Raw genomic sequence first — 18,384 nt, forward strand, 5'->3', positions numbered from 1 at the left:
CCGATGCTGAAAATGCCTGAGCCGGACTCGTCCGTTCTTGCCCGGCGCAAGGAAATCATCGCAGCGATGCGGGCCATTGTGCCCGCATCCGGTGCGGTCATTGCCGAGGAAGATGCGCTCAGGCCTTATGAATGCGATGGGCTGATGGCCTATCGCCAATTGCCGATGATTGTGGTGCTGCCCGGCACGACCGGGCAGGTCGCGGCAATTTTGAAATATTGCCATGAAAACAAAATTCGCGTGGTACCGCGCGGGGCGGGCACCGGCCTTTCGGGCGGTGCCCTGCCAATGGCCGATGCCATCACCATCAGTATGATGAAATTCAACCGGGTGCTGGATATTGACTGGGACAATCGTGCCTGTGTCGTTCAGCCTGGTGTGACCAATCTGGGCATTACCCGCGCCGTCGAACATCGTGGTTTTTATTACGCCCCGGACCCATCAAGCCAGATCGCCTGTTCCATTGGCGGCAACATTGCCGAAAATTCCGGCGGGGTGCATAGCCTGAAATACGGGCTGACCACCAATAATGTGCTGGGCCTTGAAATGGTGACGATCGAAGGGGACATTTTGCGCCTCGGCGGCAAGGGCCTTGATACACCGGGATATGACCTGATGGGGATCATCACCGGGTCGGAGGGGCTTTTGGGGATTGTTACCGAAATTACCGTGCGCATTTTGCGCAAACCCGAAACCGCGCGCGCCATGCTGCTGGGGTTCCCCGATAACCAGTCCGGCGGGGATTGCGTGGCAAAAATCATTGCCAATGGCATTATCCCCGGTGGCCTTGAAATGATGGACGCGCCCGCCATCCGCGCGACCGAGGATTTTGTCCATGCCGGTTATCCGCTGGATGTGGAATCGCTGCTGCTGGTCGAACTGGATGGACCGGCGATCGAGGTGGATCATCTGATTAACCGGGTAGGCGATATTGCCCAAACATGCGGGGCGGTTTATTCGCGCATTTCCGAAAGCGAGGAAGAACGCGCCCTGTTCTGGTCCGGCCGCAAAAATGCCTTTCCTGCGATTGGCCGTATTTCGCCGGACTATATTTGTATGGACGGCACTATTCCGCGTGGTCGCCTTTCGGATGTTCTGGCCGGGATGCAGGTGTTTTCGCAACGGCATGGTTTGCGGGTGGCAAATGTATTTCATGCCGGTGATGGCAATTTGCACCCGCTGATCATGTTTGATGCCAACCAGCCCGGCGAGTTGGAACGCGCCGAAGCCTTTGGTGCCGATATTTTGAAATTGTGTGTCGAGGTCGGTGGCTGCCTGTCGGGTGAACATGGCATTGGCATTGAAAAACGTGACCTGATGCCGGAAATGTTCACCGAGGATGATTTGAAACATCAGGAACGCTTGAAACTGGCCTTTGACGAGGACCAGTTGCTTAATCCCGGCAAGGTTTTCCCGGTTCTGCATGGCTGTGGAGAGCTTAAAACCCTGCATGCCCGTGCTGTTGCAGCGAAATTTCCCGATATTCCGCGCTTTTAACCGGCAAAAAGCCGGAAAGACATATAAAAACTGTCAAAAACGCCGTGCCTGGTTCCCGCAAAGCCGCGCATTGCGTACCAGGAGAGAAAACCGTCATGACCGAAACAATCAGCCCGACCAGCCCGGCGCAGTTACGCGAGGCCATTGCCTGGGCCGTTGCGGACAAAGTACCGCTGGAAATTATCGGGCAGGGCAGCAAGCGTGCTTATGGTCATGACGTTTCGGCTTCCCATGTGCTGGACATGTCAAAACTGACCGGCATTTTGTTTTACCAGCCCGAAGAACTGGTGATTTCCGCCCATGCCGGAACGCCGCTTGCCGAAATTGCCGCTGTGTTGGCCGAAAATAACCAGCAATTCCACTTTGAACCGGGCGATTTTCCTTCGTTGCTGGGCGATGGAGTTGCTTCCCGGTCCGGGACACTGGGTGGACTGGTTGCCTGTAACCTTTCCGGGCCACGCCGGTTAAAGGTTGGGGCGGCACGCGATCATGTTTTGGGCTTTGGTGCCATCAGCGGCCGGGGAGAAGATTTTAAATCCGGCGGGCGGGTGATGAAGAACGTGACCGGCTTTGACCTGTCCAAATTGATGGCGGGGTCGTTTGGCACACTGGCAGTCATGCACACCATAACGTTAAAGGCAATGCCGCAGCCCGAAACAACCCGCACGGTCATTATTGCCTGTGATGATGTTTCATCTGCCGGGCAGGCAATGACGGCGGCAATGGGCAGCGAAAACGAAGTTTCAGGCGCGGCCTGGGTGCCTGCATCGCTGATTGCCGGGTGTTGCAAGGATGCGGCAGCCCTGGAAATCGCCACATCGGCGCAAAACTGCCTTGCCTTGCGGCTGGAAGGACCGGAGCAGTCAGTGAGTTGGCGGGCAGATGCCCTTTCGCGGTTATTGGGCACGATCGGGGACCATGCCATTGTGCCGGTGGCCGATAGCCTGACCCTGTGGCAGGCGATTGCCGATGTAACGCCGTTTCAGGGCCGCGATGGCATTTTATGGCGTATATCCGTCCCGCCCGCGTCGGGGGCGGCGGTGGTTGGGGCCATTCGGGCGCCGGCCGGTTTGGGGCAATTGGATGTGATGCTTGATTGGGCCGGGGGACTGGTTTGGGCGCAATGTGCACAATGCGATGCGTCAATGGCAGTGCATATTCGCGAGATTGTGCAAAAGGCGCACGGCAATGCCACGCTGGTGCGTGCCCCATCCAACATTCGCCGGGAAATTCCGGCATTTCAGCCGCTTTCGCCTGAAATTATGCGTATTAACCAAAAAATTTCCGAAAATTTTGATCCGGTCGGCATTCTTAATCCCGGGCGCATGATACCGGCACATCAGGGCGAGGGGGCATAAATGCAAACGAATTTTACCGCCCAACAGCTTGCGGATCCGGCCATTGCGCAATCCGAACAGATTTTGCGCAAATGTGTGCATTGCGGCTTTTGTACCGCCACATGCCCCACCTTTGTTACGCTGGGGGACGAGCTCGACAGCCCGCGGGGCCGTATTTATCTGATCAAGGACATGCTGGAAAATGACAAACCGGCCAATGACCGTGTTGTGCGGCATCTGGATCGCTGTCTTTCCTGCCTGTCCTGCATGACGACCTGCCCCTCGGGGGTGGATTACATGCACCTGATTGACCATGCCCGCGCCCATATTGAAAAAACCTATCGGCGTCCGTTCGGTGATCGCTGGTTACGCAAACTTCTGGCCTGGGTGGTGCCGCGCCCGTCGCTGTTTCGTGTGTCGCTGCTGGGCGCGAAACTGGCAGCCCCCTTTGCGGGCCTGATGCCGGAGCGTTTGCGCGGCATGGTGAAAATGGGCGCACGCCCGTTACCGCCTCCAAGCTGGGTGGATAGGCCACAGGTTATTCCCGCACAGGGGCCGCGCAAGGGCCGTGTTGCCATTTTAACCGGTTGTGCCCAGCAGGTTTTGGAAACCGAAATTAACGAGGCCACGGTTCGGCTGCTCACCCGGTTGGGTGTTGAAATTGTGGTCGCCAAAGGGGCCGGGTGTTGTGGGTCGCTGGTGCATCATATGGGCCGCGAGGCGCAATCCCACGCCCAGGCGATGGCCAATATTGCCGCCTGGCATGGTGAACTGGCCGAAGCGGGCGGCGAGGGGCTGGATGCGATAATCATCACCGCCTCGGGCTGTGGCACCACGGTCAAGGATTATGGCACCATGCTGGCCCAGGATAGCCAATGGGCCGCAAAGGCGGCCAAAATTGCCGCTCTTGCCTGCGATATTACTGAATATCTTGCCCGAATCGATCTTCCGGCTGATTTGATCTCGCCGGTCCACACGACCGATGCGGTTGGCGTTGATCATCATTTGGCAAACGAACAGGCATCAATGCCGAAAACCGCACCATCGCCAGCGCCCGTCTCGGTCCTGGAGGGGGCGGTTCGCGGTGTTGCATCGCCTTCCGGCGGAAAGACGACGGCTGCGTCTGCTCCTGTCGTATCGCGAAAATGGCGGGTTGCCTATCATTCCGCCTGTTCGATGCAACACGGGCAAAAAATCGTTCATCCGCCGCGCGACCTGTTGCGCAAGGCCGGTTTCGAGGTGCTTGAAATCGCAGAGGGGCATTTATGTTGTGGTTCGGCCGGGGTGTATAATCTGCTGCAGCCCGAAATTTCGGCCCGGTTGCGCGACCGCAAACAGGCCAATATCCGCACGATCAAACCCGACATCGTGGCGACCGGCAATATCGGCTGCATGATCCAGCTTGAAACCGATGGCCTGAAAGTCATTCATACCGTTCAGCTTCTTGATTGGGCAACAGGCGGTCCGTGCCCGCAAAAGCTGGCACAATAATAAGACCAGCCAGGATAGCGCGCTCACACAGGGCGGGGCTCTGGCTGCTTATGGCATGTTTCGGCTGCGCGCTTGTACCGTGCTGTTATCAAGAAGGTCGCGGGCAATGGCTTCTGCGAGGGATTCGCCCTGTTCGGCGGCCGAGAATTCGGCGGTTTTGGTGCGTATCCAGTTACTCACCACCTGAGGATCAACCTCGATCCTGGCGAGCATCGCCGAAATGATGGCTTCCATTGCCAGGGTGTGACTGGCGACATTATTGACGGCATCATGCAATTCATCGAAATGCCGGGCCGCCACGTGTGATATTTCGCCCATCTCATCTGACAATTTATCGACGCTGGCCTTCAGCGCCTCAAGCTGTTTTTGCACGGTTTTCTCCCTGTCCTGAAAGGCCGCGTTGGGCGGCCTCCTTTGTTGCCCTGTTTTTTTTGTCGGACTGTCCCTGTCGGGCAATATACCCCAATACAACAATTGCGATAAAATTTTTTGGGTCTTTTACCTGAAAATTGCCCCTTCGGGGAGTTGGCGGCGATTGGGCGGGGAACGGGCGTTTTTAACCAAAAGGCGGGCGACTCACACGATGGTATGGTCTTTTGGTTGATGCGCTGCCCTGTCACATTTTGTGTCATTCAACCGTTTGTATGCGCGGAATTTTGGGTCTGGCAGGGTTTTTCTGCCGCGTTGGTTGGCAATTAAGGGATTGATTTTACGCCTGAAATCAGAATTTTTTGCGGTTCTGAATCACTGTCACATAACCTTAACAAAACTGACGCAATACGGTAAGAGCATAACTGTAAAGTCCGCCTCGCAGATCGTTGCACAGTTCCCGATGCGGGAACGACACAAATGGGGATTTACATGAAGAAGACACTCGCTATTGCAGCACTCGCGAGCGTTGCCTTGACCGGCGCCGCACATGCGCGCGATCAGATTCGTATCGTTGGCTCGTCCACCGTGTTTCCGTTCGCAACCGCTGTCGCGGAAGAATTCGGCAAGACCACTTCTTTCAAAACGCCGGTTATTGAATCGACCGGTTCCGGCGGTGGCTTGAAGCTGTTTTGTGCTGGCGTTGGGGAACAGACCCCCGACATCACCAATGCTTCGCGCCGCATTAAAAAGTCCGAAGTTGAAACCTGCGCCAAAAACGGCGTTGAAGCCATTACCGAAGTCAAAATCGGTTATGACGGTATCGTTCTTGCCAATTCCAAGGCTGCCCCGCAGTTTGAACTGAGCAAGGAACAGATCTTCCTGGCGCTGGCCAAAATCGTTCCGTCCAAGGATGGCAAGGAACTGATCGAAAATCCGTATAACAACTGGAAAGAAATCGATCCGTCCCTGCCGGATGAAAAGATCGAAGTCCTCGGCCCGCCGCCGACCTCCGGTACCCGTGATGCCTTCACCGAACTGGTACTTGAAGAAGCCTGTGACGAATTTCCGGTTATTGCCGAGCTGAAAAAAGCTGACAAAGACAAGCACAAAGCCGTTTGCGGCGGTGTGCGTGAAGATGGTGGCTACATCGAAGCTGGCGAAAACGACAACCTGATCGTTCAGAAACTTGAAGCCAATCCGGTTGCTCTGGGCATCTTTGGTTTCTCGTTCCTCGACCAGAATGGCGACAAGCTGCATGGCTCGAAAATTGGCGGCGTTTCGCCGACCTTTGAAGCCATCGCCGACGGGTCTTACCCGGTTTCACGTTCGCTGTATTTCTATGTCAAGAATGCCCATGTTGGCACCATTCCGGGCATTGAAGAATATCTTGCCCAGTTCACCTCGGATAAAGCCTGGGGCGATGAAGGCTACCTTGCAGATCGTGGCCTGATCCCGATGGACAAGGCCGAGCGCGAACAGGTTCGCGAAGCTGCGAAAAACCTGACCCCGCTCAGCATGTAATTTGATATGGTGCCGGTGGCAGCCCGTGTTTTGGGGCTGCCACCGGTTTCTTTGTTTAAAAACCGTATTTTTTGACTATTTTGCCCACACGCACTGGGAAAGCCCATTCCGGGACGGTTTCCATCAGGCAAACGGAATTACATAAATGTCTTTGACTTTCTTGTTGCTGGGGATTGCGCTGCTCTCCGCGCTCTCTTTTGTCTTTGGACGACAGAGAGCCATTGCCCTTTCCGGCGGACGCTATAGCAACCTGCATTCGCTGCCTGTGCATTACGGCACCTATACCGCGTTGTGGTGTGGCCTGCCGGCCCTTGCCCTGCTGTTTGTGTGGTATGCGCTGCAGGGCTCTGTGGTGCAGGCGCTGATCATCAGTGATTTGCCCGCCGACATCACGTCTGACCCGGGCAAGTTGTCTTTGGCGTTAAATGCCATTTCCCTGATCGCGGCAGACAATGCCGCCCATCTGGATGTTGCCCCCGAAGTTGTCGAAGCCGGACAGCGGCTGGCAACCCTGCACACCATTTCCAATATTGCCCTGATTGTGGTGTTGCTGTCGGTGGCATTGCTGGGGCTGGCTCTTTCCTATCGGCGTATTTTTGCCGATATGCGGGCGCGCAACAATGTCGAACGGATTGTGCGTTATCTCATGATCGGCTGTTCGGCGATTGCCATTCTTTCAACGCTTGGCATTGTGTTTTCGCTGCTGTTTGAAGCCCTGCATTTCTTTAGCAAAATCAGCCCGGTTGACTTCCTGTTTGGTCTGGAATGGAGCCCGCAAACCGCGATCCGTGCCGACCAGGTGGCTTCCGAAGGGGCCTTTGGCATGATCCCGCTTTTTGCCGGGACGCTGCTGATTACCTTTATCGCCATGCTGGTGGCCGTGCCGGTCGGTTTGTTTTCCGCCATTTATATGGGGGAATATGCGTCATCGACCTTCAGGGCCTGGGCCAAACCGGCCCTGGAAATTCTCGCCGGTGTGCCAACCGTGGTTTATGGCTTTTTCGCTGCGCTGACCGTCGCGCCTTTCCTGCGCGATAGCGGTGCCGTTCTCGGGCTCAGTGTCAGTTCCGAAAGTGCGCTGGCGGCAGGGCTGGTCATGGGCATCATGATCATTCCATTTGTTTCCTCGCTGTCCGATGACGTGATGTCCCAGGTGCCCCAGGCCCTGCGTGACGGGTCTTACGGTTTGGGGGCAACCAAGTCGGAAACCATTCGTCTGGTGATTTTCCCGGCGGCCTTGCCCGGTATTGTCGGGGCCATTTTGCTGGCGGTTTCCCGTGCGATTGGTGAAACCATGATTGTGGTGATGGCCGCAGGTCTTGCCGCAAATCTGACGGCAAACCCGCTTAATGCTGTGACCACCGTTACCGTGCAAATTGTAACTCTGCTGGTGGGCGACCAGGAATTTGACAGTGCCAAAACCCTGTCGGCCTTTGCCCTTGGTCTGGTTCTTTTCCTTGTCACCCTGGGGCTGAATGTTTTCGCCCTCAAGGTTGTGCAGAAGTATCGTGAGAAATATGACTGATATGGCATCTCTTATGGAAGATCGCGCCGCTGGTTCCGATGCTGCCAATATGCGCAAGCCGGTTGACTGGGATAGTGCCGACATTGCCCGCAATGTCAAAAAACGCTATGCCGCAGAGCGCCGTTTCAAGGCCTATGGCCTGGCGGCCATTCTGCTGGCGCTGGCAGCATTGCTCATGCTGGGCTATTCGATTGTCTCCAAGGGCTACAGCGCCTTTGTCCAGACCTATGTACAGCTTGAAGTTACCTTTGATCCGGCCACCATTGACCCGGATGGAACCCGTGACCCGGCGGTGATTGGACGGGCCAATTTTGACGCCCTGATCAAGGAAGCCCTGCGCAAGCGGTTCCCGGACGTTACGTCGCGGTCGGAAAAACGCAAGCTTTATGACATCGTTTCCAGCGGTGCGGCCTATGACCTGCGTGAACGGGTGATGGAAAATCCGTCCCTGATCGGGCAGACCCGCAAGGTCTGGCTGATTGCCGGGGATGATTTTGATATGCTCAACAAGGGCTATATCAGTGCTGATACCAAAGAATCGAGCCGTCGCCTTGATGACGACCAGATTTCCTGGTTCCAGTCATTGACCGATAGCGGGGCGATTGAAAAACGCTTCCATACGCGCTTTTTCACCAACGGGGATTCCCGCGAACCGGAACTGGCCGGGATCTGGGGGGCGGCTGTCGGGTCTTTCTATACGCTGGCTGTGACGCTGATCCTGTCCTTTCCCATTGGTGTGGCGGCGGCCATTTACCTTGAGGAATTTGCCCCGAAAAACCGCCTGACCCAGATTATTGAAGTCAATATCAACAATCTGGCAGCAGTACCGTCCATCGTGTTTGGTTTGCTCGGCCTTGAACTTTACCTCAATGTCATGCACCTGCCGCGCTCCGCCCCGGTTGTCGGTGGGTTGACCCTGGCCCTGATGACGCTGCCAACCATCATCATTGCCGCGCGTGCCGCGATCAAGGCGGTACCGCCCTCCATTCGCCAGGCGGCTTTGGGCCTGGGGGCATCGCCGGTGCAAACGGTCAGCCACCATGTGTTGCCCCTGGCGATGCCGGGCATTCTGACCGGGACCATCATTGGCATGGCCCAGGCCCTGGGCGAAACGGCACCGCTTCTGATGATTGGTATGGTGGCCTTTATTGTTGATATTCCCGGCAGTGCGATGGATGCGGCAACGGTTTTGCCGGTGCAGATCTATCTGTGGGCGGACAGCCCCGAGCGTGCCTTTGTTGAAAAAACCTCTGCGGCGATCATGGTGTTGCTGGCCTTCCTGATCCTGATGAACGGGCTGGCTGTGTTCCTGCGCAAGAAATTTGAACGGAAGTGGTAAAATGGCTGTTGTAACTGCTGACGCAATGACAAACGCTTCGCAAACGCGCGGTAAATCCAAGATGGCGGCCCGCGACCTGAACCTGTTTTATAGTGACAATCAGGCCCTTTATGACGTTAATCTGGATGTTGTCGAACGCGAAGTCACCGCGCTGATTGGCCCGTCGGGCTGTGGTAAATCTACTTTTTTGCGTTGCCTGAACCGCATGAACGACACCATCGATGGCGTAACCATCAATGGCAAGGTTACGCTGGATGACCGCGATATTTATGATAAATCGATTGACGTGGTGCAGTTGCGCGCGCGCATCGGCATGGTGTTCCAGAAGCCGAACCCGTTCCCGAAATCGATTTTTGATAATGTGGCCTATGGCCCGCGCATTCATGGTCTGGTTAATTCCCGCGACGAACTTGACGAAATCGTCATGACTTCGCTGGAAAAGGCCGGCCTTCTGAAAGAAGTCAAAGACCGCCTTTCTGCCCCGGCAACCGGTCTTTCCGGTGGTCAGCAGCAGCGCCTGTGCATTGCGCGTGCGGTTGCTGTCAGCCCCGAAGTTATTTTGATGGATGAACCCTGTTCCGCGCTGGATCCGATCGCGACCGCCAAGGTCGAGGAACTGATCGACGAGCTGCGCTCGAACTACACCATTGTCATCGTCACTCACTCCATGCAGCAGGCCGCGCGTGTGTCGCAGCGCACGGCTTTTTTCCACTTGGGTAAACTTGTGGAAGTCGGCGAAACGGACCAAATCTTTACCAACCCGCGAGACGAACGGACCAAGGGTTATATCACTGGCCGCTTCGGCTAAGCCGGGCAGGAGGTAATTCGATGAGAAAAGAAGAAACCCATATTGTCAGTTCCTTCGACGAAGAACTGACCCGGTTGAACAATATCATATCCCAGATGGGCGGCCTGGCCGAAAGCCAGTTGATTTCGGCCATCCGTGCGATTTCCAAGCGGGATTCGGAACTGGCAGAACAGGTAATTGTATCTGACCTGCGCATCGACAAGCTCGAACAGGAAGTTCAGGATTTCGCGGTGCGTGTTCTGGCCCTGCGCCAGCCGATGGCCGATGATTTGCGCCAGGTTGTTACCGCGCTGAAATTGTCGAACGATCTGGAACGCATTGGCGACCTTGCCAAAAATATTGCCAAGCGTGCCCAGGTGCTTAACCAGATCCCGCCGATCCGCCCGGTTCAGGTTATTCCGAATATGGCGCGCCTGGCCCAGGAAATCATCAAGGATGTGCTGGACGCCTATATTGAAAATGACGCGGAAAAAGCCCAGCGCGTTTGGGCCCGCGACCAGGAAGTGGACGATATGTACAATTCGCTGTTCCGCGAATTGCTGACCTACATGATGGAAGACCCGCGCAATATTACCGCATCGACCCATCTTTTGTTCATTGCCAAAAATATTGAACGCATCGGCGACCATGCCACCAATATTGCCGAAACGATCTATTACCGCATCAAGGGTGAAGATCTGCCGGTGGATGGCCGTCCCAAAAATGATGCTGCCAATTTTGCCGTGATTGAACCCAACGAGGCAGAGGATTAACAGGATGGATCCTACGGTTCTGATTGTCGAGGATGAAGCCGCCATCGTCACGATGCTGCGCTACAACCTTGAACGGGAAGGCATGAATGTTGTTGAAGCCGGTGACGGGGACGAAGCCCTGAAAATCATGGCGGAAACCCATGTTGATCTGGTTTTGCTGGACTGGATGCTGCCGGTGATGTCCGGGATCGAGGTGTGCCGCCAGATCCGCCGTAAACCCGAAAGCCGCGATTTGCCGGTGATTATGGTGACAGCGCGCGGTGAAGAGGGCGACCGTATTCGTGGCCTGGATACAGGGGCCGACGATTATGTGACCAAGCCCTTTGCCATTGGCGAATTGCTGGCCCGTATCCGTGCGCTTTTGCGCCGGTCCGGCCCGGCGCAACCACAGGGGCAGTTGATCTATTCCGATATCGAAATGGATCTGGCGGCCCATCGTGTCAATCGCAGTGGCAAACCCATTCATCTGGGGCCGACGGAATTTCGTCTGCTGCGTTATTTCCTGGAGCATCCGGGCCGGGTTTTTTCGCGCGAACAGTTGCTTAACGCTGTTTGGGGGCCGAATATCTATGTCGAAACCCGCACGGTGGATGTGCATATTCGCCGTTTGCGCAAGGCCCTGAATGACGTCAAAGGCACCAAGGATGTGATCCGCACTGTGCGTGCGGCCGGTTATGCGCTTGATGATGATGCGGCGGCCTAAACGGTTTTTTTATTTCGGTAAATTGTGACAGAAATTCGCAATTTACACTGAAAATACAAGGCCCTGTCATAATGGCAGGGCCTTGTTGCATGCGGTGGGGAAGGCTGGCATTGCCAAGGCCCTTTATGCCTTGTTTTCCGGTTTGTTGTTTGCCAAAGCCGGTTTCGTTGCGGAGGCGGATGAATGCCCGGGTGAACGCGGGGCCAGTTCGTTCATCAGCAGCATGTCGGCCCGGCGGAATTTGGCAATTTCGGTATCTATTTCATCCTGCGGTACATCACAGGCGGAAAGCACATGGTCCGACAGGCGCAAACCGGTTTCCAGCACTTCGGGGATGGCGGCATTGGCGCCGCTGCGCGATAGCGCGCCGATATGGGAAATATCCTGGGCGCGGGCAAAAATCTTTAAATGCGGGTAATGCTGGCGCAGCAGGGCGACCGTTTTCTCGGTTTCATGCGGCGATCCCATCGCAACGGCGGCAACATGCGCCTGATCGGTGTGGGCGGCCCGGAAACTTTCCGGTCGCGACCCGTCGGCGAAATAAACCGGCAGGCCCTCGGCCCGGCCGCGGGCGACCTGCTGGGCATCGGAATCGAGAACGATAAAGGGAATGTTGCGGGTTTTTAACAAACGGGCCAGCACCCGGCCCACGCGCCCGCAACCGATAATCAGCACATGGTGTTCAACACCATCGGTCTGTGCTTCAATTTCGCCAAGCTGGTCGGTCTCGCGGGGATGAAAAATATCCTCCAGCTTTTTGCCAAGGGCGATCATGCTGGGGGTCAGGGCCATTGATATGGCGACAATCGGCACCAGAATGGCCGCAAGTTGCGGCGTGATGGCGCCATTTTGCGCGGCCAGCGAAAACATGACAAAGGCAAATTCGCCGCCACCGGCCAGCCCCAGGGCAATGCGCATCGATACCGCCCGATCAAACCGTGTTGCCAGGGACAGCAAAAACAAAATCGCCCCCTTGATCAGCAACAGGGCCAGAACCCCCAAAATAACGGTCAGGGCATGATGATAAACCACCCCGACATCGACCGACATGCCCACCGACATGAAAAACAGCGACAAAAACACGCCGCGAAATGGCGCAATGTCGGCTTCGATCTGATGGCGAAATTCGGTTTCAGCCAGCATCACCCCGGCAATAAACGCCCCTAACGCCATCGAAAGACCGGCCATTTCGGTTAAGGTACTGGCCGCCAGCACGGCAAACAGGGTGCCAATGGCAAACAGTTCGGGGTTATGCAGGGCGGCAATGGCGCGAAACATGGGGCGAAGTAAAAAGCGCCCGGCCAGCAACAACACGGCAACCGCCCCCACACCGGCCAGAATGCTGACCCAGGGGCTTGTGGTGCTGGTGGTATTGCCTGCCGCCTGCACCATGATCAGAAAGGGGCCCACGGCCACATCCTGAAGCAGCAAAACCGCCAGCGCCGCCCGGCCAAACCGGGTGTGAAGCTGGCGTTCGTCGGAAAGCTGCTTGAGGATAATGGCGGTGGAAGACAGGGCAAGGGCCCCGGCAATGACCAATGCACTGGGCAAGGGCAGGTCGATTGCGATCAGGGCAACAAAGCCAAGGCCCAGGGTGACGGTGATTTGCAACACCCCCAGGGCGGCAAATTTGCCACCGATCACGCGCAACCGTTCGCGCGAGAGTTCCAGCCCGATCATGAACAGCAGGAAAACCACACCCAGTTCGGCCACGGTGGAAATATCGCGATTATCGGGAATAAACCCCAGCCCGAAAGGTCCGATCACCAGACCACCAATCAGAAAGCCGATAATCGAATTGGCCTTTAGGCGTTGCGCAATTGGCACCGCAATGACGGCAGCACTCAGGATCAGGAACAGCTCGAACAGCACAGTGCTATGGGGCATCGATATTCATCCAGGGGCGTTAACTTCAGGCTCAGTCATACACGTTGCCGGTTGTCGCGACCATAGCGCAATCGGGTGTAAAACGATGTAAAACGGGATCGGGGCGTGATCATGCAGCCGGGAAACGGTTTGTCTTCATACATGTCGGGTAAATGTTTTTGCAGGGTTTTGGGGTGATGTGGTTGAGGCGCTGGCAGATTAGTTTGTGACAGGATGATACCGGGTGAAACCGTTATTTGCCGTTTCACCCAGGCATATTTGCGGTACGTAGTGGCATATCCTGCATTTTCCGGCTGTGTCCTGGATAACATCGGGCAATTATGGCCCTTTGCCAGACGGCTTTGGCTGCATTATCTGGCGCGAGATCGCTTGCGTTTAAGTTGGCGCGCTGCCATCTTTCGCGGCAGTGCCCGACGAAAAAGCAGGGCGTCTTTTTTAATCATAAATGGCGAACCGATTTTGGAACAGTTTATACCCTATTTGCAAATTGTTGGCGGACTCGTTCTTTTGACGGCCGGGGGCGAATTCATGGTGCGCGGCGCGGTGGGCCTGGCCCTGTTAATGGGGATTTCCAAGGCGATCGTCGGATTGACAATTGTCGCTGCCGGTACATCCGCCCCCGAATTTGTTGTATCGCTCAATGCGGCCCTTGCCGGGTCGGGCGATATTGCGATGGGCAATGTGGTGGGCTCCAATATTGCCAATATCCTGCTTATTTTGGGGGCTGTGGCCGTGCTCAAGCCGGTGGCGGCCAGCCGTACCACCACGATCCGCGATGGCGGGGCGATGTTGTTGGGGACGGTTCTTTTTATCGGGCTGTGCCTGTTTGGTGTGATTGAACGCTGGGCCGGGGTGCTGATGCTCGCGGTTTTGGCGATAGTATGGTATCTGACCTGTAAACACGATAAAAACAGCCCCGATGCCGCAAGTGCGCTGCATGAAAACGAAGTTGATGAAGTTGGCGATGTTCCCGGTGGCTGGCTAAAACCCGTTATCGCCACCATCGTCGGCATTGTTGCGCTGACTTTTGGTGCCGATTTGCTGGTGGATGGTGGTGTAACCGTGGCGCGTGAATTTGGCGTTTCAGAAGCCGTCATCGGCCTGACACTGGTGGCCGTTGGCACGTCATTGCCCGAACTGGCCGCCTCGATGGTGGCCGCCTTTCGCGGACATGCCGACGTGGCACTGGGAAATGTGTTGGGGTCAAACTTTTTGAACCTGTTGGCCATTATCGGTGGTGTTTCGGTTATTTCGCCCATTGTCGTACCGGATCAAATTGCCAAGTCTGACATGTGGGTCATGCTGGGCGTGACCGTGGCTCTATTGTTTGTGGCCTATTTTGCGCGGCGTATCGGACGCCTTGCCGGGGCTGTTTTCATGGCAGTGTATGCCGTTTATATCGGTATGCTGTTTGCCGGTTAAACATATAAACAGACAAATCACCGTGCGATCATGGCATTTTGCATGAGTCTCGCGGGCTTTGGCAGGAAACGGATGGTTATAGTATGACGGATAAAACGCCCCCAACGGCCCTGATCACCGGGGCGGCCAAACGGATTGGCCGGGTTATTGCGCTTGATTTGGCCGCACGGGGCCATGACATTGTTTTGCATTGCAATCGTTCGCGCGAGGCAGCCGAAGAACTGGCAGGTGACATTCGCGAAATGGGGCGCCAGTGCCATGTGGTATGCGCCGATCTTGCCAGCGAAACCGCCACGGCAGACATCCTGGCCGAGGCAACCGATACCCTGGGGCCGATAGGGCTGTTGGTCAACAATGCCTCGACCTTTGAGTATGACGATATTAAATCGGCAACCCGTGAAAGCTGGGACTTTCATATGGAGGTCAATCTGCGTGCACCGTTTGTGCTCTCGCAGGAATTTGCCCGCTTGTTGCCCGAAGATCAGTCCGGGCTGATTGTGAATATTATTGACCAGCGTGTCTGGAACCTGACACCGCATTTCACCACCTACACCCTGTCCAAGGCCGGTTTATGGACCCTGACACAGACCCTGTCGATGGGCCTGGCACCGCGTATTCGGGTCAATGCCATTGGCCCGGGGCCGGTATTGCCCAGTGTGCGGCAAAGCCAGGAAGATTTCGATGCCCAGTGCCGTAAAACGCCCTTGGGAATTGGGACATCCCCGCAGCAGATTTGCGACGCGATACGGTTTTTTCTTGCAGCACCGGCCGTCACCGGGCAAATGTTAGCCCTTGATGGTGGACAACATATGAATTGGGCCCCCGCCGACAGCGATGATTTGCCTGTCGAGTAACCGACCACCGGCGACTGGTGGTTGATGCCAGTTTTCCCCTCCCGCGCAGCACGAAGGATACCCATAATGACCGCAGGTCTGAAACAGGACGATAATATTACCACCCTGCCTTATGCCGATCAGGCCGGCAGCTTGCGGCGCGTTTTTGTGCGCGACATGGTGATCAATACCTCGATCGGGGTTTACGATTTTGAAAAAGAAGCCCCGCAACGGGTGCGCATCAATCTTGATCTTTCGGTGGTCGAGGGCGAGGGCCCCAAGAATGACGACCTTGATAGTGTGCTGTGTTACGAGGAACTGGTTAACGGGGTGCGCGCAATTTGTGCAGATGGCCACGTAAACCTTGTCGAGACACTCAGTGAAAACATAGCAGCCATGTGTTTGACCGATCGACGGGTCCGTAAGGTGTGTGTGCGGGTCGAGAAGCTCGATGTTTTTGAAGATGTCGGTGCGGTCGGGGTCGAAATCGAACGCTTTAATCTCGCGCGGTGATACCGTCGTTTGGAAGTGAATAAATTTTGATAAGAGGCCCATTCTTATGGCGAATCTGTGATTCCTAAGGGGCGAATCGTTTGGATCGTTTATGCACAAGCATTCCTGGCGACAAAAACAAAGAGGAAAAAAGATATTTTACGTTAAGGTTACGGATTGTTTTCAGGTTGACAGTATTTTTACCAAATAAAATCAATAACTTAGTATTTATGCTTAAAATATGGGCAATTCACAGAACGTTAAGACTCTCAAGGGGTCTAGAGTTCAGCCCCCCTATTACCCACATACTTATCCACAGGCTTGGTGGAAACTTTTCCCGGGGGCGATTCCCTCGGGACCCGCAAGTTTTTTAATAAGATTCGCTTAGGCTATCGTATAGAAATACCAGACCAAGACCCTATCTGGTCGGTTTTTGAACAATCCAGGATGCTTTGATGACTTCCCCGGCAACGCCCTCTTCCACACCGCGCGATATTGATCTGTCGCTGGATGATCTTCATGACGGAAAAGCGGGACGTGGTGTTACGGCGATCAAACATGCGCTGAAAACCATGCCCGGTTCGCCCGGTGTGTATCGCATGATCGATGAAAAGGACCGGGTCCTTTATGTCGGCAAGGCCAAGAATCTGAAAAAGCGGGTAACAAGCTACACTCACATTACCCGCCTGCCGATCCGGATTGCGCGGATGGTGGCGCAAACGGTGCGGATGGAAATCATCACCACCCATACCGAAGCCGAAGCCCTGCTTTTGGAATCCAACCTGATCAAGAAGCTCAAGCCGCGCTACAACATCCTGCTGCGTGACGATAAAAGTTTTCCCTATATCCTGATCACCGAGGATCACGGCTATCCCCGCATTGTCAAACATCGCGGGGCACGGGCCAAGGATGGCAGTTGTTTTGGGCCGTTTGCCTCGGCCTGGGCGGTGAACAACACGATCAATCATTTGCAGCGCGCCTTTTTGCTGCGCTCCTGTACCGATGCGGTTTTTGCCAACCGGTCGCGTCCGTGTCTGCTCTATCAAATCAAGCGGTGCTCCGGCCCGTGTGTGGACCGCATTTCCAAACCCGAATATGACGGACTGGTGGATATTTGCCGCGATTTTCTGTCCGGGCGCAGCAAGGCCATCCTCAAGCAGCTTGAAGCCAGCATGCTTGAGGCTTCAGAACAGATGGAATTTGAAAAGGCCGCCATGTATCGCGACCGTATTCGCGCCCTGTCGCAAATCCAGTCGCACCAGGACATTAATCTTGAAGGGCTGGAAGAAGCCGACGTCATTGCCCTGCATCATGAAGGCGGGCAAAGCTGTGTGCAGGTATTCTTTTTCCGCAGTGGCTCGAACTATGGCAACCGGTCCTATTTTCCAAGGCACGAGCAATCCGCCGAAATTCCCGAAATTCTCTCGGCCTTTGTCGGGCAGTTTTATGCCAACAAGCCTGCCCCGAGGCAGGTGCTGCTAAGCCACGAAATCGAAGGCCAGAAACTGGTCGAGGAAGCCCTGGCGATTAATAACGGCCACAAGGTGGAATTACTGGTGCCTCAGCGCGGCGGCAAGCGCAAGCTGGTGGATCATGCCCTGACCAACGCACGCGAGGCATTGGGCCGCCGCATGGCCGAAAGTGCCTCCCAGCGCAAGTTGCTGGATGGTCTGGCTGATAAGCTGGACCTTGATAGTCCGCCCGAACGCATTGAAGTTTACGATAACAGCCATATCCAGGGCACGAATATGGTGGGCGGCATGATTGTGGCCGGGCCGGAAGGCTTTATGAAAAACGCCTATCGCAAGTTCAACATCAAGGGCGATATCGCGCCGGGCGATGACTTTGCCATGATGCGCGAGGTGCTGACCCGCCGTTTCGCCCGGGCACAAAAAGAAGACCCGGACCGCGAAAATGGCACCTGGCCCGATCTGTGCCTGATCGATGGTGGGCTGGGGCAATTGGGTGTTGCGCGCCAGGTGCTGGAAGATCTGGGCATTGACGATGTGATGCTGGTCGGTGTTGCCAAGGGGGTGGATCGTAATGCCGGCAAGGAAGTGCTGCATATCCCCGGCAAGGAGCCCGTGCGCCTGGATCAGAAGGACCCGGTGCTGTATTTCATCCAGCGCCTGCGCGACGAGGCCCATCGCTGGGCGATTGGTACACACCGTGCCAAACGGTCCAAACAGATTGGCAAAAGTGTGCTTGATGCCGTACCGGGTATTGGCGGGGCACGCAAAAAGGCATTGCTGCATCATTTCGGCTCCGCCCGTGGCGTTGCTGATGCGGGCCTTGCCGACCTGGAAGCCGTCGATGGCATCAGTGCCGCAATCGCCAGAAAAATTTATGATCATTTTCATGGTGATCATTGACGGTGCCTAAACCCTGATCTGCCGGGGGCGGGA

15 protein-coding genes are annotated in these 18,384 nt (G+C 55.6%); 13 read left to right on the forward strand and 2 right to left on the reverse strand.

The annotated features are described in order from the left end of the window. The first annotated feature begins 12 nt into the window (after positions 1-12). The 3 genes from TH25_RS14870 (at position 13) to TH25_RS25470 (ending at position 4,325) form a co-directional block, all read left to right on the forward strand. Positions 13-1,497, forward strand: a complete 1,485-nt coding sequence (locus TH25_RS14870; RefSeq protein ID WP_114089200.1) for an FAD-linked oxidase C-terminal domain-containing protein — start codon at positions 13-15, stop codon at positions 1,495-1,497. Between the two features lie 95 nt (positions 1,498-1,592). Next, positions 1,593-2,855, forward strand: a complete 1,263-nt coding sequence (glcE, locus tag TH25_RS14875) for a glycolate oxidase subunit GlcE (protein WP_114089144.1) — start codon at positions 1,593-1,595, stop codon at positions 2,853-2,855. Continuing rightward, entirely contained in the window at positions 2,856-4,325 is a 1,470-nt protein-coding gene (locus TH25_RS25470) for a heterodisulfide reductase-related iron-sulfur binding cluster (protein ID WP_114089145.1), read from the forward strand. 48 nt (positions 4,326-4,373) lie between these two features. On the opposite strand, the gene TH25_RS14885 is transcribed toward TH25_RS25470, so the two are convergent. Then, entirely contained in the window at positions 4,374-4,697 is a 324-nt protein-coding gene (locus TH25_RS14885) for a hypothetical protein (RefSeq protein WP_114089146.1), read from the reverse strand. Between the two features lie 489 nt (positions 4,698-5,186). Between TH25_RS14885 and TH25_RS14890 the strand changes: the two genes are divergently transcribed. The 6 genes from TH25_RS14890 (at position 5,187) to phoB (ending at position 11,345) form a co-directional block, all read left to right on the forward strand. Then, complete coding sequence (locus TH25_RS14890) at positions 5,187-6,218, forward strand: PstS family phosphate ABC transporter substrate-binding protein (RefSeq protein ID WP_114089201.1); 1,032 nt, start codon at positions 5,187-5,189, stop codon at positions 6,216-6,218. Positions 6,219-6,363: 145 nt separating this feature from the next. Further along, entirely contained in the window at positions 6,364-7,743 is a 1,380-nt protein-coding gene (pstC, locus tag TH25_RS14895) for a phosphate ABC transporter permease subunit PstC (protein WP_114089147.1), read from the forward strand. Beyond that, entirely contained in the window at positions 7,736-9,082 is a 1,347-nt protein-coding gene (gene pstA / locus TH25_RS14900) for a phosphate ABC transporter permease PstA (RefSeq protein WP_114089148.1), read from the forward strand. The genes pstC and pstA overlap by 8 nt, the downstream gene beginning before the upstream one ends. Before the next feature lies 1 nt (position 9,083). Further along, positions 9,084-9,890 carry a phosphate ABC transporter ATP-binding protein PstB gene (pstB, locus tag TH25_RS14905; RefSeq protein ID WP_181847638.1) on the forward strand — a complete coding sequence of 269 codons (807 nt, stop codon included), beginning with the start codon at positions 9,084-9,086 and terminating at the stop codon, positions 9,888-9,890. Between the two features lie 20 nt (positions 9,891-9,910). After that, positions 9,911-10,642, forward strand: coding sequence for a phosphate signaling complex protein PhoU (gene phoU / locus TH25_RS14910; RefSeq protein ID WP_114089149.1), 732 nt, complete (start codon positions 9,911-9,913; stop codon positions 10,640-10,642). A gap of 4 nt (positions 10,643-10,646) precedes the next feature. Then, positions 10,647-11,345: a phosphate regulon transcriptional regulator PhoB gene (gene phoB / locus TH25_RS14915; protein WP_073955491.1), complete on the forward strand. Its 699-nt coding sequence runs from the start codon at positions 10,647-10,649 to the stop codon at positions 11,343-11,345. Between the two features lie 123 nt (positions 11,346-11,468). Here the strand turns inward: phoB and TH25_RS14920 are convergent, their stop codons facing one another. Beyond that, positions 11,469-13,232, reverse strand: a complete 1,764-nt coding sequence (locus tag TH25_RS14920) for a cation:proton antiporter domain-containing protein (RefSeq protein ID WP_114089150.1) — start codon at positions 13,230-13,232, stop codon at positions 11,469-11,471. A 459-nt stretch (positions 13,233-13,691) separates the two neighbouring features. Between TH25_RS14920 and TH25_RS14925 the strand changes: the two genes are divergently transcribed. The 4 genes from TH25_RS14925 to uvrC all read left to right on the forward strand — a co-directional run bounded on the left by TH25_RS14925 (position 13,692) and on the right by uvrC (position 18,351). Continuing rightward, positions 13,692-14,654, forward strand: a complete 963-nt coding sequence (locus tag TH25_RS14925) for a calcium/sodium antiporter (RefSeq protein WP_114089203.1) — start codon at positions 13,692-13,694, stop codon at positions 14,652-14,654. Between the two features lie 83 nt (positions 14,655-14,737). Continuing rightward, positions 14,738-15,508 carry an SDR family oxidoreductase gene (locus TH25_RS14930; RefSeq protein WP_114089151.1) on the forward strand — a complete coding sequence of 257 codons (771 nt, stop codon included), beginning with the start codon at positions 14,738-14,740 and terminating at the stop codon, positions 15,506-15,508. A 66-nt stretch (positions 15,509-15,574) separates the two neighbouring features. Continuing rightward, a complete protein-coding gene (folB, locus tag TH25_RS14935) occupies positions 15,575-16,000 on the forward strand; it encodes a dihydroneopterin aldolase (protein ID WP_114089152.1) in 426 nt (141 codons plus the stop codon). A 434-nt stretch (positions 16,001-16,434) separates the two neighbouring features. After that, the gene (gene uvrC, locus TH25_RS14940) at positions 16,435-18,351 is read left to right on the forward strand and encodes an excinuclease ABC subunit UvrC (RefSeq protein ID WP_114089153.1); all 1,917 of its coding nucleotides are present in this window, start codon (positions 16,435-16,437) and stop codon (positions 18,349-18,351) included. Positions 18,352-18,384: the final 33 nt, after the last annotated feature.

It is taken from the genome of Thalassospira profundimaris (genome assembly GCF_003326755.1).
Lineage (GTDB): Bacteria > Pseudomonadota > Alphaproteobacteria > Rhodospirillales > Thalassospiraceae > Thalassospira > Thalassospira profundimaris_B.